The sequence below is a fragment of the Nostoc sp. TCL26-01 genome (assembly GCF_013393945.1).
In the GTDB taxonomy this organism is placed as follows: Bacteria; Cyanobacteriota; Cyanobacteriia; order Cyanobacteriales; family Nostocaceae; genus Trichormus.
The window spans coordinates 915,080-939,764 of sequence record NZ_CP040297.1 but is presented as its reverse complement, the minus strand read 5'-3'; the positions used below and the strand labels follow the sequence as shown (position 1 = coordinate 939,764).

The following is a 24,685-nucleotide window of genomic DNA, read 5'->3' as shown; positions in this document are numbered from 1 at the left end:
ATGGCGGAAATATCTGCAAAACTCGTCCAAGAGCTACGCCAAAAAACTGGTGCAGGCATGATGGACTGCAAAAAAGCGTTAAAAGAAACTGATGGCAACGTAGACGAAGCCGTAGATTGGCTACGGAAAAAGGGCATTGCCTCGGCGGGTAAAAAAAGCGATCGCATTGCGGCAGAAGGTTTGATAGACACCTATATTGAACCAGGTGGTCAGGTAGGCGTACTCATTGAAGTCAACTGCCAAACAGACTTTGTTGCTCGCAACGATGCTTTTAAAAGTTTAGTCAAAAATCTAGCCAAGCTCGCAGCAACTGCCGATAGTGTTGAGTCTTTGTTAGCTCAACCCTACATTGAAGATACTAGCGTTACTGTAGAAGAATTCATCAAGCAAACCATTGCTAATTTAGGTGAAAATATTCAGGTACGTCGGTTTATTAATTTTGCCCTAGCAGATCAACCAGGAGTAGTAGACAGCTACATTCATACTGGTGGTCGAGTTGGTGTCTTGGTTGAACTCAACTCAAAATCTGAGTCAGCAGCAGCTAACGAAGAATTTCAAGCTTTGGCACGCAACGCCGCAATGCAAGTTGCCGCTTGTCCCAATGTCGAGTACGTCAGTGTAGATCAAATCCCTGCCGAAATTGTCCAAAAAGAAAAAGACATCGAAATGGGCAAGGATGACTTGGCAAATAAACCAGAAAATATCAGAGAAAAGATTGTTCAAGGCCGGATTGAAAAACGCCTCAAAGAACTAACTCTGGTTGACCAGCCTTACATTCGTGATCAAAGTATTTCTGTGGAAGACTTGCTTAAACAAATTAAGGCAAAAGTCGGCGAAGACATCAAAGTGCATCGCTTCGTCCGCTACATCCTGGGTGAAGGCATTGAGAAGCAAGAAATCAGCTTTGCTGAAGAAGTGGCTGCTCAAATGGGTTTGCAGTCATAGTTTAGTCATTAGTTGACTGTAGACTTTTAAGTGTCTGTTACTTAAACAGGTCAAGCAAATAGCCTGACCTGTATTTTATTAGACATCTGGGGAAAATGAATGTAGAGACGTTGCAGTGCAACGTCTCTACAAGAATTTCGGGCAACGCAAAATTAATTTCTACCAGATGTCTATTAATTTATTCATAATAAAATTTTGTTGATTATTTGTAGATATTCAGTACTTTTGTACTATAAAATAGTGTACTGGCAAAAAGTCTAAATTATTATGGCGAGAGCAATTGAGCGAATTGAGCAGGATATTGCCGTTTTGCAAGAAGCGATAGGAGCGATCGCCTCACAACTCCATAGTGCTTATACTAGTTATCTGACTATCTTGGGGCAAGCACTAGGAAAACAATTAATCTTGGCAAGTTATCACCTGTGTACTCAAGGGTATCCCGAAAACTTTCTCCAGCTGTCATTAAATCAACGGCAGCAATTACAACAAAGTATTCGGAAATTAGGTAAACAAGCTGTTGAGCAATTACTAGCTCAGTTGACAAGTCAAGAAGTTGGGGAGATTGAGGAAATCGAGGAAGATGAGGAAGTAACCTCTGTTGAGTCAATCAGTAATTCAACTCTACAGGTTTATACTCATAACACTTCTAACCCGGTAGAACTAGCAAAATGGCAACAGCATCTAGAAGAAGAAACACAACGGACATTGAGAAGAATTTCTCATGAAGCTAATACAATATTGCAAAAAGCCAAAGTTTTACCCAAAAAATTACCAGAACCCATTTTAGAAGCTGCTGTAGCTGCCTCCGAAGCTGCGGCAGAAATGATGCCAGGGCCACCCAACTTGTTGAATTTAGTCATCGAAGTAGAAAATGAGCAAGACCCAGAGGAGTCGAGTCTCACACAAATTATTACAATTAATTTACGCTTAGGAGAGATAGAATTTGCTGACCCAGCCCTTTCCTCTGAACGTAAGCAAATTCGTCACATCTTAACCCAGCTAAACCAGCTAGGACGAGAGTACCAAAAAAAGCAAAAGGAACGTTCAGTTGCCGAAGCCGAGGCTGCATGGCGTTCTAGTTGGTATGAAGATTAGTCAATAGTCCACAGTCCAGAGTCAAAAGTAATGACTATTGACCATATAACCATTGACTAATGACTAATGACTAATGACTATTAACCAATGACTAATGAGCAACCAGATTGGGTAAGATTGCACAAAGCCTTAGCAGTGGAAGCAGAACACGGCTTTACAGACTTGCTGGGGAAACAATACCGTTTTAGTGAATTTCTTAGCCTGACTTTTGGCAAATTTCCGCCAGTTTTACCGCCAACAGAACGCCGTCGCTGGCAAGAAATGGCAGGGCAATTTGCTAACTATCCCAATCTGGATTTAAAAAATAGACAACATCTCATAGCCGAAACTCGGAGATATCTTTACCAACTGCAAAAAGAGCAAGAGGAGCCGCAGGAGCAAGGAAGTAAGGCGGAGGAGCAGGGAAGAAGTTACCAACCCAAAATTCCTAATGCTGCGCCTCTGGTGGAGGAAGTGAGTCGGCGGTTAGCTCCAAAAATTGAGCAAAAATTGAGTGAATTACCAGAGATAGGGATTCGCAGAGCTGATAAATTAGCTGCGTTGGGTTTGTATACTGTACGTGACTTACTGTTTTACTATCCCCGTGACCATATTGATTATGCAAAGCAAGTAAATATCCGGGAGTTGCAAGGGGGTGAGACAGTCACAATTGTCGCTACAGTCAAAAAATGTCACTGTTTTACCAGTCCCAAAAATCAGAAATTATCGATCTTAGAATTAATCCTCAAAGATAATACAGGTCAAATTAAAGTCAGTCGTTTTTCTGCGGGGGCGCGGTTTACTAGTCGCGCTTGGCAAGAAAGCTTAAAACGTCGCTATCCAGTGGGTAGTGTGTTGGCAGCTTGTGGTTTAGTCAAAGGGACTAAATACGGTTTAACGCTAGATAATCCGGAATTGGAAATTTTAGCGCACCCAGGGGACACAATTGAATCCTTGACCATTGGCAGGGTAGTACCGATTTATGGACTGACTGAGGGAGTCATGGCCAGTATGGTGAGACAAGCCGTCTTGGCAGCTTTACCGGCAGCGACTCAGTTAAAAGACCCCTTGCCGAAAGGTTTGCGGGAAAAGTATGGTTTGATGGAATTAAAGGAGGCGATCGCTAACATCCACTTCCCTGATGATAGTGCTACTCTACAAGCTGCCCGTCGTCGTCTTGTCTTTGATGAATTTTTCTACCTGCAATTGGGTTTACTACAACGCCAGCAGCAAGCCAGGGCAATCCAAACTAGTGCTATCTTGGCTCCCAAAGGTCAGTTAATTGAAAAGTTTTACGAATTACTGCCATTTCGACTCACAGGCGCACAGCAACGAGTCCTCAACGATATCCTCAACGATTTGCAACAACCCACACCGATGAATCGTTTAGTTCAGGGTGATGTGGGTTCAGGGAAAACGGTGGTAGCAGTGGTAGCAATTCTCGCAGCGATTCAAGCTGGCTATCAAGCGGCGCTGATGGCTCCTACAGAAGTATTATCAGAACAGCATTATCGTAAATTAGTCGGCTGGTTTAACCTGTTACATTTACCCGTAGAATTGCTGACAGGTTCCACCAAAACTGTGAAACGGCGACAAATTCATTCCCAGTTAGAAACTGGTGAATTACCTTTGTTGGTGGGAACTCATGCCTTAATCCAAGACGCGGTAAACTTTCAGCGTTTGGGGTTAGTCGTCATTGATGAACAACACCGTTTTGGGGTGAAACAACGGGCATTGTTACAACAAAAAGGTGAACAACCCCATGTATTAACTATGACTGCCACACCCATACCTCGGACACTGGCGTTAACTATTCATGGGGATATGAATGTCAGTCAAATTGATGAGTTACCCCCAGGACGACAAAAGATTCAAACCACCATGTTAAGTGGTCAAGAACGCAGCCATGCTTATGACCTCATCCGCCGAGAAATCGCTCAGGGTAGGCAAACTTATGTAGTCTTGCCATTGGTAGAAGAATCAGAGAAACTAGACTTGCGATCGGCTGTAGAAGAACATCAAAAGTTACAAGAAAGTATTTTTCCTGAGTTTCAAGTCGGCTTACTACATGGTCGCATGAGTTCTGCGGAAAAAGACGAAGCCATTACCAAGTTTCGAGACAATCAAACGCAGATTTTAGTATCGACAACTGTAGTTGAGGTTGGTGTAGACGTACCTAATGCTACTGTCATGCTCATTGAAAATGCCGAACGCTTTGGCTTATCACAATTACACCAATTACGGGGACGGGTGGGACGAGGTGCAGCGCAGTCGTACTGTTTGTTGATGAGTAGTTCGCGCAGCCCTGATGCACAACAACGTCTGAAGGTATTGGAACAGTCCCAAGATGGCTTTTTCATCTCCGAAATGGATATGCGTTTTCGTGGGCCTGGGGAGGTGCTAGGAACTCGCCAATCTGGTGTGCCTGATTTTACCTTGGCTAGTTTAGTAGAAGATGAAGAAATTTTAATCTTAGCTCGACAAGCAGCAGAGAAAGTAATAGAAATGGATGCAAGTTTAGAGCGTTGGCTATTGATGAAAGCCGAGTTGAAATATCGCTATGAAAAATTGATGGGTGGGGCGATTTTAACTTGATGAAAGATTTAGGTGGGCATTGCCCACCGAATAATTACGACGAAAACTATAGAGTTAAGCCGCAAATGCTTGTTGCAAATTTTCAGGACGTGTAACTGCTATATATTGCGCTGACATTTCTGGTGTTAATAGTTCAATCATGATTTTGTTTTCTAACCAAAATTCCATCACATCAAAAAAGGAATCACGGTTGCAACGGACTACTCTCCAACCTTCTCGTCTGCCAATTTCTTCGATTTTTTCTTGCGTAGTTGCAACAGAGATAGCCGCATGAGTAGCAGTAAATCCAGAAGCACTAGTAGCTTCAACAAATTGACACGGACTATCACTTTCACCCGGCTTTAGCTGAGTTTTTAAAGGATACACTTCAATGCCAGTGCCATATTCATCCATCGGAAAAACCATATAGCTACCTGGATGAGGAAAAAATGGATAAGCTTGTCCATTTAATACTTCTGCCAGGACTTGAGCAACGTGCTGGGGGTTTTCTACAGAAATAGATATGTGATGAATCATAAGTGTTACCTCATACCCCTAAAATGGGGTAAATAAATTTGATATTTTATGGAATATTTATCTTCCACAATTGGCGTAATTACTTCTCATCTCTTTCACATCAATTTATGCAATTAGGTGCAAAAAAATAAATTGTATGAGTTAGTTTCTCAATTATAAGTAGCTGATTCCGTCTTTGTGACTCTGGCGAAAGAAAAATTATTACTAAATTCCATGATCAGTAATATAGCGATTTTCATGCCGATGAAGTACAGCTTTTCTAGTCCAGAGGTCGTAGGGGGGGTTAAATCAGTTATCAGTTATCAGTAAACAGTTATCAGTCAAGATAATTGGGTTTAAGTCTCCCACTTTAACAGTGAACAGTTATCAGTCAAGATAATTGAATCAGCGTTAACTGATAACTGATAACTGATAACTGTATTAACCCACCCCTACAGCTTGTGAGAAATGCGGGTAGCCTCTGTTGACTAAAAATATGTACCTCACTCAACTGGGAAACGCTATGATTCATGTTTAATGAGAATTAAACCTCAATCCGGTTCAGTTAAGGCTAAAAACTCAAACTAGTGGCGTGTCTAGGCTAAAATGTGGCAATAAAATTGTAGGTTGGCTGTAGCAGTAGCTTCACCCAACACCAAGATATACATTGGGTTCCTCAGATCATGTTGGGTTACGCAAAGCCTCCACCCAACCTACTAACATACTACTTCTCGCCTTTGGCAAGAATTACGTAGCTTGCTTCGGCGTAGCGGTATTACGAATTACGAATTACGAATTATCTTAACTATTTCCCATATAGCCACCGACTAAATAAACGGCTGACTCTGGGCATCACAACATAGGTTAAAAGTACGACCATAATCCCAGAGGTAATCACAGATGCAAGTAATGGTGATAAGCTACTAAGTAGGGGTCGCAGAAGAGTACCGAGAAGATTAATTAAGACAAACACTACTGCCCAGGTTAGTAAGGCAGTTTTATAGCGGGGTGGTGTTTTTAAAGGTTTACCAGGAAGGGAAAACCAAGCTTCTAAGCCGCTAATTTGCTGGACATGGGGGTCAGATTCTACTAAGTGTTTACCCTGATTAAGCAAGTGTTGACGATCGCCTGATTCCATCCAGACTTTTAAATTTTCATAGTGGTCAAATCGGAAGATAATTACATATTCGCTGCGGATACCAGATTGAGGACGAATCACATTTGTCCCCATATGACCTGTATAAGTCCTGGACATACTCACAATATCTTTGACCCAAGCTTCGTAAGCTTGTTCACAGCCGGGTTTAACAAGCTGTGAAATCACTACCGTGACGGATTGCTCGTTTTGTTCCATCTCCATCAGTTGTATATAAATCTCAGTGATTACTTAGATCGCTGTTATGGGATATCCCTGTTTCCCCACACTCAATTTGACAACTGTTGCGGGAACTACACCTGTAGGTGGGGGCAAAAACATCCCCCCATTTGTTACTACATAAATACTAGTGCGATCGCCTCCAACGGAGTGTAGTCCATCGCTCTCTTGCTGACCGAAAGCGATCGCCGTACTGCCAATGACATTTTGCTCGGCTTGAGCAATAACAGTTGTCTTGCCATCAGGGGTAATACGTATTACACTGTTATATATGTGAGTAGCACCGTACAGATTTCCCTCCACATCGAAGGCAAAATCATCGATATTAGTGTGTTCCACAAAGATTTCTGGCTCACCGGATTGACCGAGTGTATCTACAGGAATTCGCAACAGCAGCATTTTATCAGTGTTGGAAACGTAAATGTTCCCTTGAAAATGCTTAATCCCATTAGCCGCAGGAATGTTGCTGTCTGAGGTTCTCCGAGCCAGCAGAGGATGTTCTAGCCAAATTGAAGCACTCCGTTGAGCGATATCAAGTAGCCAGATTGCCCCGCGATAAGAGTCAGCAATTAAATAGCGATTTTCTGATATGGGTGTCATACCGTTGAGAAATATTGCATCTGGCAAGGTTAATAAGGTTTCTACTGAACCATCAGGGGCGATCTGAAATACTACAGCTACCGAGTCAGTATTCCACCCAGGCACTACTAGTCCCCCGTTGCTTGTGAAGGCTATACCACTGACTTTACCAGCAACACTGGCATGAATTTGCTGGCTACCATCAGGATCAATCCGCACGATTTGCCCGACTTCATGATTGGTGATAAAAATAGTGCCATCGGGAGCGATCGCTAGATTCTCTAAAAAAGTGTTAACTGGAAATGAAGCAATAACTTGGGCAGATGCCAGATCAACTGGCGCATCTGCGTAAATAGGGGGTAAACCGACTGTAACTTCCATATAGTTGCAACTCTCCTGAACGTTACTAATTTTGTTTTGTCTACCCAGTCAATTTGTGCAATTATTCAAACCGTATTTACAATACCGCAAATCTTACTAGAATCAGCAGTAAATACTACTCAAGTCTTAGGTATTCTGACTAAGTTCTAAATTTTGGCTGAAAATTTGCCCTTTACCGACAATGAACCCTTTAAAATCAGTTCCGGCAAATCAAGTTTTTTAGCTCAATATGAAACTTATTCACCAGGGATGCAGCATAGTTTTATCGGTGCTAGCTACGGTCACTTTAGCCACTCCTGTCCTAGCAGAAGTTGTCAAAATTAATTTGCTGCAACTCAACGATATCTACGAAATTACCCCAGTCGAGGGCGGGACTCGTGGCGGTTTGGCTCGTGTGGCTACCATTAGACAACAACTTTCCAAAGCCAATCCCCGCACATACACTATCTTAGCTGGTGACTTTTTTAGTCCCTCAGCTTTAGGTACTGCCAAAATTAATGGTATACCCTTGGCTGGTCAACAAATGGTGTCTGTGATGAATGCCTTGGGGTTGAACTATGCCACCTTTGGGAATCATGAGTTTGACTTGCCAGAAAACTTGTTTTATCAGAGATTGCAAGAATCTCGTTTTCGCTGGGTTTCCAGTAATGTATCGGATAGTCAAGGGCAACCATTCAAAAGTGTTCCCCGAAACATTATATTTAATGTCAAAGGCGATCGCGGTACTGTAGTCAAAATTGGCTTAATTGGCGTGACCTTGGATAGTAATAAACCTAAATATGTCAGTTACACTGACCCCATCACCACAGTCCAACAGCAGGTGCAAGCATTGCAGGGCAAGGTGGATATCATCGTAGCTATTTCTCATCTGACAATTGCCGATGATCACAGATTAGCCGAAACTGTCCCCGAAATTGATATCATTCTCGGAGGTCACGAACATGAAAATATCCAACAATGGCGGGGCCGAGACTTTACACCCATTTTTAAAGCAGATGCCAATGCGCGTACAGTATACGTCCATCAATTAAGCTACGACACAACAAAGCGTCAGTTGCAAATTAATTCTCGTCTTATACCCGTCACCGATAAAATCCCCGAAGAACCAAAAACAGCAACCATAGTTAAGGAATGGTTAGAACGAGGATATCAAGCATTTCGTGCCAATGGTTTTGAACCCAACCAAGAAATTACCAAAATTTCCTTCTCCCTAGATGGTTTAGAATCTAGTGTCCGCAACAAATCAACCAAACTGACTGATTTAATTGCGACAGCTATGTTAGAGGAAGTACCAGAAGCGGATTTAGCTGTATTTAATGGTGGTTCTATTCGCGTCGATGATGTAATTCCACCAGGGCCAATTACTCAGTATGATGTGATTCGGATTCTGCCCTTTGGTGGTAAAGTTGTGGCAGTAGAAATCAATGGCGCATTGTTAAAACGAGTATTAGACCAAGGTCAAGTTAATCGGGGTAGTGGTGGCTATCTGCAAACAGCCAAAGTTAGTTTAGAAGCAAATTCCGGCAATTGGTTAATTAACAACCAACCTCTCGACCCACAAAAAACTTACAAAGTGGCTACTAGTGATTTCTTAGTTAGTGGTAAAGAGAAAGGATTAGACTTTTTAAATCTACAACAATCAGGTATCAAATTAATTGCCGAAAAGCGAGATATTCGTTTTGCTGTAATTGACGAGCTAAAAAAACCAGCATCTACTAAAGGTTTGAAACTACCCTCGTCTTCCCTCCCTCCTGATCCTGTGAGGCTACCGTGTATACACAAGTCGGATGTAAAGTAGGTACAGAGGATTTTTGAGCAGCAAAAACTATAAAAGCGGTCAAGCTTTGATTTAAAATGCTGATTGCACCCAAAAAAGTTCTAGACTGAAAATTGCATCTAGTAGCGTTAGGAACTTGACTAAATCACCTGTGCGGAAAATAGTTATTGCCGGTAACTGGAAAATGTTCAAAACTCAGGCAGAGTCCCAAGAGTTTTTACAAGAATTTCTGCCTGCATTAGAGGACACACCTCAAGAACGGGACGTGCTGCTTTGCCCTCCTTTCACTGATTTGGGCATTTTGTCCAAGAGTTTACATGGTAGCCGTGTACAACTGGGAGCGCAAAATGTCCATTGGGTAGAAAATGGAGCCTACACTGGGGAAATTTCTGCCCCGATGTTGACAGAAATAGGTGTACGTTATGTCATTGTCGGCCATAGCGAACGACGACAATATTTTGGAGAGACTAACGAGACAGTTAATTTACGCCTAAAAGCAGCCCAATATTATGGTTTAACTCCCATTTTGTGTGTGGGTGAAACTAAACAACAAAGAGACGCTGGGGAAACTGAATCACTGATTATCAGCCAACTAGATCAAGGTTTAGTGAATGTTGATCAGTACAATTTAGTTATTGCCTACGAGCCAATTTGGGCAATAGGCACTGGTGACACTTGTGAAACAAAGGAGGCCAATCGGGTTATTGGCTTAATTCGTAGCCAATTGAAAAATCCTGATGTCCCGATTCAATATGGTGGCTCAGTTAAAGCCAACAACATTGACGAGATTATGGCTCAACCAGAAATTGATGGTGTGCTGGTGGGTGGAGCAAGTCTAGAACCAGCAAGTTTTGCTCGAATTGTCAACTATCAGTGATTTGGAGAGTCATTAGTCCTTTGTCATTAGTCCAGGTATCTACCAATAACTAATGACTAATGACTAATGACCAATAAATAACTATGTGTAGCAAATTAGTAATTGGCGATCGCTGTTTCATTTGGGGACAGCGTACTTATTTAATGGGCGTATTAAATGTTACGCCTGATAGTTTTAGTGATGGAGGTAAATTTAATACTACTTCTGCCGCTTTAGCCCAAGCTAGAGCAATGGTAGCAGCTGGTGCTGATATTCTTGATATCGGCGGTCAATCAACTAGGCCAGGCGCAGAACAAATCACAATAGCCGAAGAATTAGAACGAGTATTGCCCATATTGGCAGCGATCAGATCAGAAATCTCTGTACCAATCTCTGTAGATACCACAAGAGCATTAGTAGCAAAAGCCTCTATAGAAGCAGGGTCAGATATGATTAATGATATTTCTGGCGGTACTTTTGACTCACAAATGTTGCCAACAGTAGCCAGTTTAGGTGTACCGATAGTTTTGATGCACATCCGAGGAACACCCCAGACGATGCAGCAATTAACTGACTATCCAGATGTAATGGCAGAAATTTCTCGTTTTTTAACCAAGCAAATAGCGACAGCAAAAACTCTAGGCATCGAGGAAAACAAAATTATCATTGATCCTGGTATTGGCTTTGCCAAAAACCATGAGCAAAACCTAGAAATTTTGCGCCGCTTGCATTCATTAAAAACACTCAATAGTCCTATTTTAGTAGGAGCTTCCCGTAAAAGTTTTATTGGTCGGATTTTAAACCAACCAGATCCCAAAGCTAGAGTTTGGGGAACTGCTGCGGCCTGTTGTGCAGCAATTTTTCATGGTGCTGATATCCTCCGCGTCCACGATGTTCAAGAAATGCGTGATGTATCCCTAGTTGCTGATGCCTTGTTTCGAGGTCAATAGTCATTGGTCATTAGTCAATAGTCAATGGTCAATGGTCATTAGTCATTAGTAAAACTCTTACCAATTACCCATTACCAATTACCCATTACCAATTACCCATTACCTATTACTCACCACTCATTTTCCCATTACCTTCGGTATTTGCTGACTCGGCAATAACTTCTTTCATTAATTCACCTGATTTTCCCGGATCTACAAATACTACTTTGGCATTTTGACTTTCTCCTAGCCTGTAGCTAGCATTGATGTGATCTTGAGCTACCAAATAACGGAGAATTTCTTTACTTTCAGGATTGCTGCTTAAGGCTTCAGCAATGATCTGGATAGAAGTCATGGTTCCTTCGGCTTTTTTAATAGCTGCTTGCCGTTCCCCTTCCGCTTCAGAAATGAGCGCTCGTTTTTTGAATTCAGCAGCGCGTTCCTCTTCCATTGTCTTGCGTACACTCTCTGGGGGTGTAATCCTTTGAATATCTAAGCGGATGATTTCTACACCCCAATTGGCTGTTGTCTCATTCAACTGACCTAAGATGGAACGGTTCATTTCTTCTCTGGTGACATTGGTTTCCTCGACGGTATTTTGAGCAATCACTTCCCGGAGGGTGGTTGTCGCCAGCTGAGTTAGCGCTCCTTGCAAGTCTTCAATGGCATAAAAGCTTTTCTCAATTTCTCTAATCCGCCAATAAAGAATAGCATCAACTTCTAGGTAAATATTATCCTTGGTGATCACGTTTTGTGGCTTGATGTCGATGAATTGCTCTCGTGTGGTATCTTCCATCACAATCTGATCAACCAAAGGAACAATAAAGTTTAAACCTGGACTTAGTGTCCGATGTCTTCTTCCCAAGCGTTCAACAATAGCGGCGTTTCCTTCATTGATAATTTTTGTAGATCCCAAGGCATAGCCGATGAGCGCTAAGACTATTGCAATAATTGGCTCCATATATGCTCCTATAGCTTTTAGGGCAATTGTAGTTTAAAGGACACGGTATCACCATGTCCTTTCTTTAAGTCTAATGTTTTGAGTTGGTAATTTTAGTTGATAATTAAAAGGAGTCAGAATACAGTACAGAATTTATACTGAATTCTGGTCACTGACGCACATATTCTGTTCGGTAAATATTTAAGTATAAATTAAAATCTGGGGACGAAAAGCCCTACTAACGCCCCCAGTTGCTCATAAAATTGGCAATTAAATGCCGAAAAATCTCACTAGGTTGAGAATAATCCCTAGTGGGCCAGCAAACAAGTTAAAGGTGTCACTAGTCTTAGCTGCTCCAGCGCGTCCAACTAGCACAACATCATTATTTCGGAGAATGGGATTGGTTTGTTCGTTAATTCCTTGAGCAAAATCAACTTTTACTTCCCGTTTAGTTACAGAACCATTGGGGTTCAGGCGAATTAAATCTACACTACCTCTACTAGCTCTAGCATCATTAAAGCCACCAGCCGCCAGTAATGCTTGGTTTAATGAGCTATTGGGTTTCAAATCTACAGCACCTGGTCTTTTGACTTCGCCAACTACACCAACTTGAATTTTATCAGGGGACAAAGTGGTAGTAGCTAATTGTGTCGCTTCGGCTGGGTTAATCTCTGTGGCAGTAGGAATGACAATTGTGTCTCCATCTTGCACAAGTACGTCTTGATTGACATCTCCACTCTGCAACAGTTGCCAAAGGTTTAAGTCTATGGTTTGTTCACCACCAGTTCTTGTGGGTCTACGTAGCTTCAAATTACGAATATCAGCTTGTGAAGTAATCCCACCAGCTAATTGAATTGCTCTAGTGACGGTTGGTAAACCACTACTTGTAGTACCACCTGTAGCAGCACCGCCTTCTGCACCACCACCTGTAGTCACAAGATAAGAACCAGGACGATTTACTTCCCCAATGACGGCTACTGTACGCGGTACAGTTTGACTGGCGGCAAAGTTAGCGGCAAATAAATTGCGTGCTTCTGCTACATTGAATTTAGTCGCAGTTGGCACAAATACCACATCTCCATCCCTTAAGGTAATATCTTGTGTGGCATTACCTGTTTGGATCAAGTCTTTCAAATTCAGCGTGACAATTTGTTCACCAGAAGCGCCTAGTTTCCGCTTCAGTTTGACTTCGGTGACATCAGCTGCCAAGGTGACTCCCTGTGCGATGGTGAGTGCAGCCAGGACTGTGGGATATTGTACCCCTGGATTGTTACCCGCACCGCCTTGTAAGCTCAAAGTATAAGCTCCGGGACGGGTGACTTCTCCAGCCACCAAAATATTGATAGGACGGGGAGATAAAAGATTGACAGCAATCTGGGGACGTTTTAAGAACCGACGATATTTATCGGTAATGACATCAGCAGCTTGTTCGGTGGTTAATCCCAATACAGAAATGCTACCAATCAAAGGTAAATTAATCGCTCCTCCTGGCGGAATTTGATATTCACCACCATAGTCCGGTACTTCAAATACATTGACACGAATTAGGTCACCACCGCCTAATAAGTATTTTGTATCTACTTGTACTGGTGGTGATACTCGTTGGTTGGGTACGGGTACTGTTTGAGAATTAGGAAATACTGGTGGTCTAGTTGGTGAAACTGGTTGTCCCTGAGCTAGGCTGGCAGATGGTAAAATAAGATGAACAGCCGTTAACAAAGCTGCACTTACAGCAGGCTGGGTCAAAAATTGCAGCGAACCTGTGTTAAGCATATTTATTTTTAGACTCTAGAGACTACGATCGGTAAAGTATTGTCTAAACATTTTTATCTTGACTATACTTAAGTATTTAGGTTTCCCGACAATCTCATTTTCCTAGAAAAGTCTTCTTTTCCGGATAGATATTTTTGCTAAAGTTTGAATTTTCGGTAAAGTTGGCTTAAAGTTTGCTTAACCTGACTCTGTGAAATCGTCAATATGATCTTTGTTCTACTGATGTGGCAAGGCTAAAATGTTGCATGAAAATTGTAGAAGTTGGGTTGAGGCTTTGGGTAATCCTTTGGAGAACCCGCAGGGTAACCCAACATCAATAGACATCTGGTGAACATGAATGTAGAGACGTTGCACTGCAACGTCTCTACAAAGATTTCTGGGTTTTTGAGATCCCTGTTGGGTTACGCAAAGCCTCCACCCAGCCTACATACTACTCATTAACTGAGATATTTTGTTTTTGGATTTGTTGAATGAAAAACTCTTCTAAAGAGTAACGAGATAAGTTTATGGAAATAATTTGTCCACCCATTAAACGCAGACTTGCGAGAAAATCATAGTAATCTGCTTGCAGTGTTCCTTGCCAAGAACCATCAGCCTCGAATACTAAATTGGGTAGCCATTTTTTGAGAATTTCCCAATCACCACCTTGACCTTTAACATAATATGTGTTTTCACTGCCCAAGAGTTCAGCCAAAGAACCAGTGCAAATTAATTCACCTTGAGTAAGAATGGCGATGCGATCGCATATTTGTTCTACTTCACTCAAAATATGACTATTAAAGAAAATCGTCTTACCTGCGGCTTTTAGGGATAGGATAATTTCTCGCATCCGGTAACGTCCCAAGGGATCTAAACCAGACATGGGTTCATCTAAAAATATTAATTGAGGATCATTAATTAATGCCTGTGCCATGCCTACACGCTGTAGCATTCCTTTGGAATAACGCCGCATCTGCTTTTTGCGGGCATCAGCTACAGATAAACCCACCAAATCTAGCAATTGGGGAATGCGTTGACGTTGTATACTAGCAGGGATTTGAAATAAGCCAGCCGCTAACTCCAAAAATTCCCAACCGGTGAGATATTCATACAAATAGGGATTTTCTGGTAAATAGCCAAGGTGTTGCTTAGTTAAGCGATCGCCTAACGGTTTACCCAATAATAATCCCTTGCCAGATGTAGGACGGATAATTCCTAATAACAATTTTAAAAGTGTGGTTTTCCCCGCACCATTGGGTCCCAATAAACCAAAAGTTTCTCCCTGATAAACTTCCAAAGAACAGCTTTTGAGGGAGACAACTTTTTGATTCATCCAAAAGCCAGTGCGATAAACTTTTCGCAACTCAGAGGTAACAACTACTGGCGGAGTGTTGACAGTAGTTAGGTGAGAATCAGGGGTGTCCGTAAAAGACTGCATCTGGTTTTAATTAAGGCAACTGAGGATTGTTTACAGGTTACCCAATAGGATAACGGCGATCGCCAATAAATTTGTGAATTGTTGCAAATTGATCGTTTCGTTACCCGAAATTATTGTAGAGACGTAGCACTGCTACGTCTCTACGTCTGTAGATAGTAGTCAAAACGTTCTTTGAGTTGAGCAATTGTCAAATCCTGAGTCCAGTACTCGACTAGTGCATGACCAAATGCCCAGGCGTTACGATCTGGTGAAGCAGGATTTTCTAACAGTAGGGGCCATAGGGATAGTAAATCAAAATTTTGTGTGTGGGAGTCTGCTGTTTTTAACAGTGAGAACAAGTCATAAGCCATCTGAAGTTTACCAATGACGATGGGTAACTGTTCTACAGGAATTTGTTCTGCTAGGAGATAAGCCAACGTTGGGGAACCTGTGGAGAGTGTAGCAATGAACTGAAGTACAGGACTTTTGAGGAGTGCGGTTAATCCTTGGGTGGTTGCCATCTGGAATGTGTAGTGGTCAATAATTTTAGCAGTTGCCACGATACGGGCTTCTAGATTTTGCAAAAAGCGGGCTAGTCTTAACTGTTTAGCAGGAGCGATCGCATTTATTAATCCCAAGGATAAAGCCTCTATGCCCCAAGGAATTCTCCCTGTTTGTGGATCGCTGGTGACGACTGGCAAAACTAGACTGCATAAATCACCTAATAATTGCCCTCGATATGCTGTAGCTTCTCGAATTGCGGTTTCTTTGGGTTTGTCGCCCCATTGCCAATCATAGGGTGGTTGCCATTCCCGGATGGGACGCAACTTGTCTACTTGAGTGATCACGGCGATCACCGGGATGTCTGCAACTGTGGATTTAATCTCTTGCAAAAAATCCACATCCATTTGTAAGGCTGGATCAAGTACAGGTGTGACTAACAATAGTAAATCAGCTTCACTGACATAATCTAACACCAGCTTGCGTAAATCTCCCCGCTTGACTTGTTCGTATCCTGGTGTATCCCACAGTCTTAAAGTTTCTCCACTGGGGGTTTGCCAGTGATAATCCTGAATTTGATCTGTACTAGGTAACACATCAACTGTTGCCAGGTTGCCTTGAAATAATGTGTTAATCAAGCTGCTTTTCCCTGCACCTGTTCTGCCGGCGAGGAGGATATTGACTGGTTGCTGCTCAACTTTTTCGACTGGTTGGGCTTGGGAGAGGATGTTTTGTAGTGCTTGTGTCTTGGTTTTAGGTAAGGCGGGTGTGGTAAATGTTGGTGCTGTAGTGCCACTGTAGAGAGCGATCGCCTGTCGGCAGAGGTTTTTTAAGGCAGCTTCTCGCAATAATTGCCCTAAATTAACTAATAATTGCTGATTTGCCTGGTTAGTGTAGCCCTTGGTGGCACGATTGGCCACCGCAGCCACAGGATTGAACAACCACTGCGCCCAGTTCCATACTCGCCAGAGTTTTCGTGCTGATGGTTCTAGTTTGCGGTAGACATCGTATGCTTGGTATGCCTGTCCCAGGGTGACTTGATTGAGGGCAGGGGATAGTTTTTGCATCCACTGGTCTAGATCATCGACTGTACCGCGAATTAAGCCATAAGCTTGGGGAACATAGATATTGAGTAGGGGATAGGGAACTTCCGGATAGTAAATCAGCGCGATCGCCCTGACTAAATCTTGACATCGCTGCCAAAAAGTTGACCAATCTTCCCAAATCGGGCGATCGCTTTGAGCTATGGTGAGGATTTCTTGCAATGCGGCTTCTGCTTGTTGTGTAGCATCACTGGCTGGGGTGGGTATAGTTGCATCCTCTCCTGGGGAGATCAATTCTTCTCGGACTTCTGCTAAGGCGGCTTCCACCTGTTTAATTGCTGGTTGTGTCCATTTCACCAATAACCAACGCCAACCCAAAAACACCAGGGTAAACACTGCCCAAATCCAATTCAGTCGCCACGCATGAATTTGCATCCCTGCGGATACAAGTAAGAAAATCATGATCAAGGCGATCGGTGTTGCTAAGATGACCCATTGCCACAATTTTAAGCGCACCATAACCATTACCCCGTACCTATCTTAATTAAACATTAGGAGACTATATTTCCGACTAAAATCATCTTCATGAACTCAAGAAAATATGCCAGCCCAATCTCACTGTCTGCAAACGTTTGACCATCGTATAAAAACACTTAATTAAAAATAGATCAGAATTTACTTGACTGTGTTGGATATAAAAGGGTATAAAAAGACTGAATTTTGCAAAGTTCCCTAACCCTTAACTAAATATAGGTATTCGGTTTGATTTGTGAAAAAAGCTTGATTATAGTTTGGGCAATGCCCAGCAAAAACCCGGCATGATCGGCATTACACACTACTTAAGTGTATTCCAAAAATCAAACACTAGTCCTATATCTTTCAAGTTGCTAATTTTTGATAAATTTAGCAAATCTGCAAAAAGTAGCAACAAAGGGTTGCAGTATTAGTGAATAAAGTCATCACGACAAAACTTGAGTGTTCAACCAAGACATTGTTTGCATGACCCCATATATTCCCTATTTCTAGCCCTAATTCCAAACTAAACCTCTCAATTTTCTTAATTCTAGAAACTTGAGCGAGCCTGTGCGTAATCAAGCAGTTTCTGTTTGATTGTTCTCTGCTGCTCTGTACTAAAAATTTATCTCAACCGATTTAGATTCTAGTCAGTTCAAAAGTAGAGAAATGGCTATTAGTTCAATTGTGCAATTTGAGTTCCCTTGTGTTCTTCGGCAAATTTATGACAACAAACAAAAACCGGAAAGCGCTTCAGCATTATTCCGTGATCTTTTTCCTGTGCAGCTTTTTATCTACGCTCTTCTTAGATATTAGCTGGATCAATGCTAAATTTGGCCAGCTAATTTCTGCAAATACATCAAAGGTATCAGCTCAAGTACCGCCAAAGGTATACTACGTTTCTCAATACGGTAACAATACCAATCCCGGTACGATAGATAGACCTTGGAGAAATATTAACTATGCAATTGGAGCCAGTTCTCCGGTAAAGGCCGGGGATACTATTTTGGTACAACCAGGGACTTATACTGGGCTAATCACCCTGGGTAAATCTGGTAGTAGTACGGGGGGTAAGATCACACTCAAAGCTAATGGGAAAGTGATTATCCGTGATCCTGACCCCATTAATGGTGGCTTTCGAGAAGGTGTGATTCAAGCAGCAGGTAAGAGTTATTGGGTAATTGATGGCTTCCGGATTGAGAACACATCTTGGGCAGGAATTGCTCTGCGTGATGCTAGCAACATAATTGTGCAAAACAACTATACTTACCAAACTGGTGCTTCCGGTATTATCGTTTTGCCTGAGTACTACTATAACGGTGGAGAACTTGAGGTCACGAATAGCAATATCAAGATCCTCAAAAACACTGTTGAGAGAGCCAACTGGAGATGGACAAGCAACGCTTCTATAGAAGGAACTCAAGAAGCCTTGAGTATTTGGGGTGTCGATGGCTTTGAGGTGGCTTACAACACTCTCAAAGATGGCAATCGTGAAGGTATTGATATAAAAGTTGGTTCTCGTAATGGCACAGTCCACGACAATATCGTTACTCGTCAAGCCCTAGTTTCGGGTACACCTAACGGCTATCGAGGTGGCCCCGCTATCTATATTGATGGCAACCGGGCTGCTATGTATGCGATTGACATCTACAACAATGTTGTTTACGGCAATACTGCTGATGCAATTGTCATTGCTGACGAAGATCCTAATATTGGAGATGTGTCTGATATTTGCGTTTACAACAATATTATCTACGGCAATGGCATCTTGGGAGTGAATGGTGGTGTCGGTATTCTTGTAGGTAGAAATGTCCGTGAAGTTGAGATTGCCCACAATACTCTTGCTAAGAATGTTCAAGCGATTGTGATTGACGGTGCTTCTTTTTATGGAGGGCCTAGACCTCGTGACATTCTAGTACGCAACAATATCTTTGCCGATAGCACTTACCGTAATGGGTATATCGTCGATGTGGACAATTTGACCATTGATAACAACTTATTTACCAATAAGTTTGCCGACTTTTATGATATTGGGGGTGGACTTAACAACCTGATTGCTTTTAACAATACTAAAGTTCCGTCAATTGGATTTGTCAATTTAGTCGGTAATGATTTTCATCTCACATCTACTTCACCGGCAATTAATATTGGCTCTCCCTACATCAGTACGTATCTACAATTTGATAAGGACGGTGTGCAAAGAATTAAAAGCGCTGGGGCTAGCGTTGATGTAGGTGCTTATAAGTATGTAAGTCCTATTTAATTAGAGGTGTAGGGGTGTAAGTAGAAGTGTAGGTTGGGTGAAGGCTTTGCGTAACCCAACATTCTTAAGACTTTGTTGGGTTACGCTGTGGGTTCTCCAAAGGAGTACGCGATCGCTCAACCCAACTTACTTTTCCTTTTAACTGAACCGTATTGACCTATGAGTTGGAGTCTGATTCTAGTGGCTTGTCTGTACTCTCAATGTATTGACTATCTATCAGAAAGGCTCCCTTGGCAAAGCGGACACCCCAATAACCACCGGGACGACGATCAAGTACTATCCCTTCTTCGCCTACTTGAATTAAATCTGGTGGGCGTAACATCGGCATGGGGTCTGCTGTTTTCAGGTAAGGCGGTAAGGAGAGAACACGGACTTTCGTCCCAACAATAAATTCTTCAGACATAATTCATTTGTGAAAAACAAGAATCCCGGTATTTCCAAGATAACGGGATTAGGCAATCAAATCTGAATTTTATGTTTTGTGGGAAATGAGGTAAAGGAAAGGGGAGGGAACGTTCCCCTTTCCTAATCTTCTGCAAGAAGTCTGTTATGTTAACTCTGGAATTTGTATAAGTTTTTTAAATGGGGTGAGGAGTTGCTCACCCTGGCTGTTTAAATTATTCTGACCTCAGAACAGAACCCAGATGGTTACTAGTCATGGCGATCACGGTAGATTTGGCGAGAAAGTCTATTTTCCCGACGATTGAGATTTCTGCGTTCTCTGACACTCAAGCCTCTACCATCACGTAAGTCTCTTCTCCGTGCTGCATTCAGCTTGATTCGTTGACGTTCTAAACGTCGAAATTCTGCTGGAGTAATAGTCCCTTGGTGTACACCCTGATAGATGCGTCGTTGCTGTTGTACTGGGCGGTGATAAACTTCGCCAGCAGAGGCTATTGTGGGTGAGAAAATAGCCATACAAAGCGCAGCTGTGTAGATTAGACGTTTCATAGAAATAACCCTGTAAGTAGTTAGAAACAATTAAATTTGTCTGCTGAGTCCAGAAACAGGGAACAGGAAAACAATAGAACTTAGGGTTCTCCAGGCTGCTGTCGTCGTTGTTGCCAGCGTTGACGAGCATTAGCTTTGAGTTCTTGTAATTTTGTTCGCTGTTCAGGTGTCAACAGAGCTTCAATTTGTTTTTGAGATGATTCTCTAATGGCACGGAGTTTGGCTTTTTGATCATCTGTTAAGTTCAAATCAGCGAACTTTTTACCTGGACGTTCGCCCACCGGTGGACGTTGTCCTTGCTGGCGTGCTTGACGTGCAGCCTCCAGTTTGGCTTTTTGTTCTGGAGTAAAAACTGCTTGCATTTGGGTACGAGTATTACGCTGAATTTCCTTAATTTTGGCTTTTTGGTCGTCTGTTAGTCCCAAACTTTCCCAGGGGCCTTTCTTCTCAGCTTGTGCAATTAGTTGAGGAGAGGAGGCATTTGCTAGCATTGGCATTGCCAAGGAAGTGGTTGTGGTAGTTAAAGTGAGCGCAATAGCACCAGCTAACAGGGATAATGATTTGAGTTGCATTTGGATGGATTACCTTGTGTTGTTTTCCTGTGTGAATGCACTCATCTTATGAACTTCCATCAGCTATTCACATGAGGAGAAAGTCATGAATATACCCATGACAAACGTCATGCCTGAAACCTGATGAAAGTGACTGGTAATCTGGTGACGTTTACAGTAAATATAGAAAATTAAGCTAATTTATGTAAGGATTCAGGAGTCAGAATACAGGAGTCAGAATAATTCAAATTCTCTTATTTGATGAGTAAGCTAATATTCCTAAATCCTGATTGATTCTGACTTCTGACTCCTGGGTGCTGAATTCTTACTAATTTATTTTGAATTCTTTATCATGAATCGATCTATTCAAATTCATAATCATCCCTTTCGCTTCTTACTCTATTTAGAGTGGATACTACTGGCAATTTCTATCATTACATCTGTGTTGCCACATCCCTCACCACGATTTTCGAGTAATTTTCCGGAGCTAACTATAGTTTGTCTTACTATTTTTGGGTTAATGGGTTTACGCTTACCCACAGGCAATAAAATCACGAAAGTCATCTACACAGGCTGTGAGATATTTTTGCTGTTTCTGACTGGATTATATGGTGGAAGAACTGCAAGAATGTTCCCTTTTTTGTATATAATTTTAGTCACACGTAGCTGTTTAATATTTCAATTTCCTGGACGTTTAGCTGTTACATTTATCTCGTTTATTTTATTTTTACTCACATTAATCAATCGCTTCCCTCGCCCTCCCTTACCACCACAGGCGCAAGATCGTTTCCGATTTTTTACGCTGAGTTTGGCTTTAGTATTTGGTTTAAGTTTAGTATTTGTCCTATTATTAATGAATACTGTAATATCTGAACGTCAGAGTCGAGAAGAGTTAGCGATCGCTAATGAAAAACTACGCCAATATGCTCTCCGCATCGAAAACCAAGCAACCTTAGAAGAACGGAATCGGATTGCACGAGAAATTCATGATTCCCTGGGGCATTCTTTGACTGCTTTAAATCTCCAATTAGAAACGGCTTTAAAACTAGCACAATCTAATCCAGAGAAAGCACATAGTTTTTTAGTGAGAGCAAAAGAATTAGGTTCTAAGGCTTTACAGGATGTGCGTCATTCTGTTTCCACTATGCGTTCTCATCCATTGCAAGACCAATCTTTAGCTCAAGTAATTGATATTTTAGCAGAAGATTTCCAACGTTCTCATGGGATTTTATTAATTCGCAATATTAGTATTAATTATCGCCTATCAAATGAGGTAAACACATCGATATATCGCATTATTCAAGAGTCATTGACGAATATTTCTAAGCACGCTAATGCTAGTGAGGTTAATTTAGAAATGACTATTAATCGCGGTAGTTTACATTTAATCATTCAAGATAATGGACGGGGGTTTGATATCCAGCAAAATACCACAGGTTTTGGTTTACAGAGTATGCGCGATCGCACTTTAGCCTTGGGTGGTAAATTCACTATCAATAGCGCAATCGGGTGCGGCTGTCAAATTACAGTTGATATTCCTTTAGGCAGGTTAATTTAATGATTAAAGTGCTGTTGGTAGATGATCAAAATCTCATTCGTCAAGGATTAAGAGCATTATTAGAACTAGAATCAGATTTAGAAATAGTTGGTGAAGCAGAAAATGGTCAAATGGCTATTGATTTCATTACTCAACTCCAGCCTGATGTTGTCTTGATGGATATTAGAATGCCAATTATGGATGGCGTTGCAGCCACACGAGAAATTCAGCAAAATTTTCCCAAAGTCAAAGTTTTAGTTTTGACAACTTTTGATGATGATGAATATGTCAAAGCGGCTTTACAACATGGGGCAATGGGTTATTTACTCAAAGATACACCTTCGGAAGAATTAGCTGTGGCTGTGCGTGCAGTTCAGAGGGGATATACTCAATTAGGGCCAGGAATTGTCAAAAAACTCTTAACTCAATTTCCCAATACATCCACCCAAACACCACCGATTCCGCCTAACATAGCTGAACTTACCCCCAGGGAAAAAGAAGTTTTAAAATTAATTGCCATCGGTGCTAGTAACCGAGAAATTGCCCAGCAACTCTACATTTCTGAAGGCACGGTGAAGAATCATGTTACCAATATTTTAAATCGCTTAGGTTTGCGCGATCGCACTCAAGCCGCTATTATTGCCAATACCTATTTGGCTTATTTAAATGAACACAGTTAACCGAGAGCAATTAGCTGTAGTTAAGGATAATTTTAGGTTAAGTAGCACTTGAGCATTACCCAACAAATTGATCTTTATTTAGCTATGATTAAATTTATGGTTGAGAATCTGGCATTTTTCCTATAATTTAGGCAAATGGATGCAAATTTTTCTTGGGAAAGTATGTTACTGAGTCGTAAACAGACAGAATTTTATTTAACAGACTTAGAAACACCATTGGGTAAAGCAGTGAATTTAACTATTGCTGCTTTAGTTTTATTATCATCAGGTATTTTTGTAGCTCAGACATATAATATACCGGACTTTATTCGCATACAGTTAGATGTCATTGATACAGTTATATTAATTATTTTTGCTATAGAATACGCCCTGAGATTGTGGAGTGCAGAAGATAAAATTAAGTATATTTTTAGCTTTTATGGAATTATTGATTTAGTAGCTATTTTGCCCTTTTTAATTGGCTTAGTAGATATTAGTTTTATCCGCATACTGCGCTGGTTTAGAATTTTACGATTAATTAGATTCATTGATGCCAAATTTTTATTTGGCAGTATCAGTACTGAAGATAGCATAATTTTTATCCGCATACTTTTTACCTTATTTGCTATAGTTTTTGTTTACTCTGGATTAATTTACCAAGTCGAACACCCTGTCAACTCTCAGGCTTATAGGACTTTTTTAGATGCTTTTTATTTCTCTGTTGTCACAATGACAACTGTGGGATTTGGTGATGTTACTCCTGTTTCAGAATTAGGTCGATTGTTGACAGTATTGATGATTTTGACTGGTGTTGCTTTAATTCCTTGGCAAGTGGGTGATTTAATTAAGCGCTTAGTTAAAACGGCAAATCAGGTAGAAAGAGTTTGCCTGGGTTGTAGTCTAGCATTTCACGACAAAGATGCAGAGTTTTGTAAACGATGTGGAACTAAGTTACCTAATTTAAGTAAATAGGTAATTTTGAATAAAACCCCCCTTGTCAGGTAAAACATGGGGGGAGTATGGAGCTAAAGCCCGGTTGGGCAATCGGGCTATTAGTTATTTAGTATTTATTCACCTTAATTTAATTCCCCCTAGAGATAGAGATATATATTCTGGCTATTTCTGAAGTAGTGATTAATAATAAAAAACCTCCCGTTGCTATATAGCAACGGGTAGATTTAGAGTGAAAGTTCGTCAGGTGATCGGAATAGTTATTTATTTAGTATTTATTGCCCTTGTGACAATTCCATCATTAGATAGATAAATGACAATTGTATTTGAGCAAAGTTGTATAGTTTAACACTATGTTGAAAATGGAGAGTCGATTAATTAATCATAGGACTTACGCACTCAACTAATAAACCATAAATGAGGGTGACATAGTAAACAGTAAACAGTGAACGTTTATTAACTGGTAACTGACAACTGATAACTGTTAACTGATTTGCCAGCCGCTTGCGTATTTTGCTCCCGTTGTGCGGACTAGTATTCAAAATCAAGTTTTTTTTGGACTATTGACCCTTACGGGTTCGATAGTTGCTTTCCGACGCAA

20 protein-coding genes are annotated in these 24,685 nt (G+C 41.3%); 10 read left to right on the top strand and 10 right to left on the bottom strand.

Annotated features, from left to right (window positions below; translation table 11 throughout):
* From tsf to recG, 3 genes are all read left to right on the top strand, one after another.
* A complete protein-coding gene (tsf, locus tag FD725_RS03920) occupies positions 1-945 on the top strand; it encodes a translation elongation factor Ts (RefSeq protein ID WP_179046906.1) in 945 nt (314 codons plus the stop codon).
* Positions 946-1,212: 267 nt separating this feature from the next.
* Complete coding sequence (locus FD725_RS03915; RefSeq protein WP_179046905.1) at positions 1,213-2,040, top strand: hypothetical protein; 828 nt, start codon at positions 1,213-1,215, stop codon at positions 2,038-2,040.
* Between the two features lie 87 nt (positions 2,041-2,127).
* Complete coding sequence (recG, locus tag FD725_RS03910) at positions 2,128-4,614, top strand: ATP-dependent DNA helicase RecG (protein WP_179046904.1); 2,487 nt, start codon at positions 2,128-2,130, stop codon at positions 4,612-4,614.
* Positions 4,615-4,668: 54 nt separating this feature from the next.
* Here the strand turns inward: recG and FD725_RS03905 are convergent, their stop codons facing one another.
* The 3 genes from FD725_RS03905 to FD725_RS03895 all read right to left on the bottom strand — a co-directional run bounded on the left by FD725_RS03905 (position 4,669) and on the right by FD725_RS03895 (position 7,444).
* Positions 4,669-5,130, bottom strand: a complete 462-nt coding sequence (locus FD725_RS03905) for a hypothetical protein (RefSeq protein WP_179046903.1) — start codon at positions 5,128-5,130, stop codon at positions 4,669-4,671.
* A 784-nt stretch (positions 5,131-5,914) separates the two neighbouring features.
* Positions 5,915-6,463 (bottom strand): antibiotic biosynthesis monooxygenase, encoded by a 549-nt coding sequence (locus FD725_RS03900; RefSeq protein ID WP_179051415.1) that lies wholly within the window; start codon positions 6,461-6,463, stop codon positions 5,915-5,917.
* A gap of 33 nt (positions 6,464-6,496) precedes the next feature.
* Positions 6,497-7,444, bottom strand: a complete 948-nt coding sequence (locus FD725_RS03895; RefSeq protein ID WP_179046902.1) for an SMP-30/gluconolactonase/LRE family protein — start codon at positions 7,442-7,444, stop codon at positions 6,497-6,499.
* A gap of 268 nt (positions 7,445-7,712) precedes the next feature.
* Between FD725_RS03895 and FD725_RS03890 the strand changes: the two genes are divergently transcribed.
* The 3 genes from FD725_RS03890 (at position 7,713) to folP (ending at position 11,027) form a co-directional block, all read left to right on the top strand.
* Entirely contained in the window at positions 7,713-9,242 is a 1,530-nt protein-coding gene (locus FD725_RS03890) for a bifunctional UDP-sugar hydrolase/5'-nucleotidase (RefSeq protein ID WP_256871841.1), read from the top strand.
* A gap of 130 nt (positions 9,243-9,372) precedes the next feature.
* On the top strand, positions 9,373-10,098 hold the full coding sequence (tpiA, locus tag FD725_RS03885; protein ID WP_179051414.1) for a triose-phosphate isomerase: 726 nt from the start codon (positions 9,373-9,375) through the stop codon (positions 10,096-10,098).
* Between the two features lie 83 nt (positions 10,099-10,181).
* Entirely contained in the window at positions 10,182-11,027 is an 846-nt protein-coding gene (gene folP / locus FD725_RS03880) for a dihydropteroate synthase (protein ID WP_179046900.1), read from the top strand.
* A gap of 106 nt (positions 11,028-11,133) precedes the next feature.
* On the opposite strand, the gene FD725_RS03875 is transcribed toward folP, so the two are convergent.
* The 4 genes from FD725_RS03875 to FD725_RS03860 all read right to left on the bottom strand — a co-directional run bounded on the left by FD725_RS03875 (position 11,134) and on the right by FD725_RS03860 (position 17,178).
* Positions 11,134-11,967 carry an SPFH domain-containing protein gene (locus FD725_RS03875; RefSeq protein ID WP_179046899.1) on the bottom strand — a complete coding sequence of 278 codons (834 nt, stop codon included), beginning with the start codon at positions 11,965-11,967 and terminating at the stop codon, positions 11,134-11,136.
* Positions 11,968-12,216: 249 nt separating this feature from the next.
* Positions 12,217-13,719, bottom strand: a complete 1,503-nt coding sequence (locus tag FD725_RS03870; RefSeq protein WP_179046898.1) for an SLBB domain-containing protein — start codon at positions 13,717-13,719, stop codon at positions 12,217-12,219.
* 430 nt (positions 13,720-14,149) lie between these two features.
* Positions 14,150-15,136 carry an ABC transporter ATP-binding protein gene (locus tag FD725_RS03865; RefSeq protein WP_179046897.1) on the bottom strand — a complete coding sequence of 329 codons (987 nt, stop codon included), beginning with the start codon at positions 15,134-15,136 and terminating at the stop codon, positions 14,150-14,152.
* Between the two features lie 140 nt (positions 15,137-15,276).
* Positions 15,277-17,178 carry a GTPase family protein gene (locus FD725_RS03860; protein ID WP_179046896.1) on the bottom strand — a complete coding sequence of 634 codons (1,902 nt, stop codon included), beginning with the start codon at positions 17,176-17,178 and terminating at the stop codon, positions 15,277-15,279.
* A gap of 718 nt (positions 17,179-17,896) precedes the next feature.
* Here FD725_RS03860 and FD725_RS03855 point away from each other — a divergent pair.
* Positions 17,897-19,435, top strand: a complete 1,539-nt coding sequence (locus FD725_RS03855) for a right-handed parallel beta-helix repeat-containing protein (protein ID WP_179046895.1) — start codon at positions 17,897-17,899, stop codon at positions 19,433-19,435.
* 157 nt (positions 19,436-19,592) lie between these two features.
* Here FD725_RS03855 and sipA read toward each other — a convergent pair whose 3' ends face one another.
* The 3 genes from sipA to FD725_RS03840 all read right to left on the bottom strand — a co-directional run bounded on the left by sipA (position 19,593) and on the right by FD725_RS03840 (position 20,958).
* Positions 19,593-19,838, bottom strand: coding sequence for a regulatory protein SipA (gene sipA, locus FD725_RS03850; RefSeq protein ID WP_179046894.1), 246 nt, complete (start codon positions 19,836-19,838; stop codon positions 19,593-19,595).
* Positions 19,839-20,086: 248 nt separating this feature from the next.
* A complete protein-coding gene (locus FD725_RS03845; protein WP_179046893.1) occupies positions 20,087-20,386 on the bottom strand; it encodes a hypothetical protein in 300 nt (99 codons plus the stop codon).
* A gap of 80 nt (positions 20,387-20,466) precedes the next feature.
* Positions 20,467-20,958 (bottom strand): Spy/CpxP family protein refolding chaperone, encoded by a 492-nt coding sequence (locus FD725_RS03840; RefSeq protein ID WP_179046892.1) that lies wholly within the window; start codon positions 20,956-20,958, stop codon positions 20,467-20,469.
* 331 nt (positions 20,959-21,289) lie between these two features.
* On the opposite strand from FD725_RS03840, the gene FD725_RS03835 reads away from it, so the two are divergent.
* From FD725_RS03835 to FD725_RS03825, 3 genes are all read left to right on the top strand, one after another.
* Entirely contained in the window at positions 21,290-22,495 is a 1,206-nt protein-coding gene (locus tag FD725_RS03835; protein WP_179046891.1) for a sensor histidine kinase, read from the top strand.
* Complete coding sequence (locus FD725_RS03830) at positions 22,495-23,154, top strand: response regulator transcription factor (RefSeq protein WP_179046890.1); 660 nt, start codon at positions 22,495-22,497, stop codon at positions 23,152-23,154. The genes FD725_RS03835 and FD725_RS03830 overlap by 1 nt, the downstream gene beginning before the upstream one ends.
* 162 nt (positions 23,155-23,316) lie before the next feature.
* On the top strand, positions 23,317-24,105 hold the full coding sequence (locus FD725_RS03825; RefSeq protein WP_179051413.1) for an ion transporter: 789 nt from the start codon (positions 23,317-23,319) through the stop codon (positions 24,103-24,105).
* Positions 24,106-24,685: the final 580 nt, after the last annotated feature.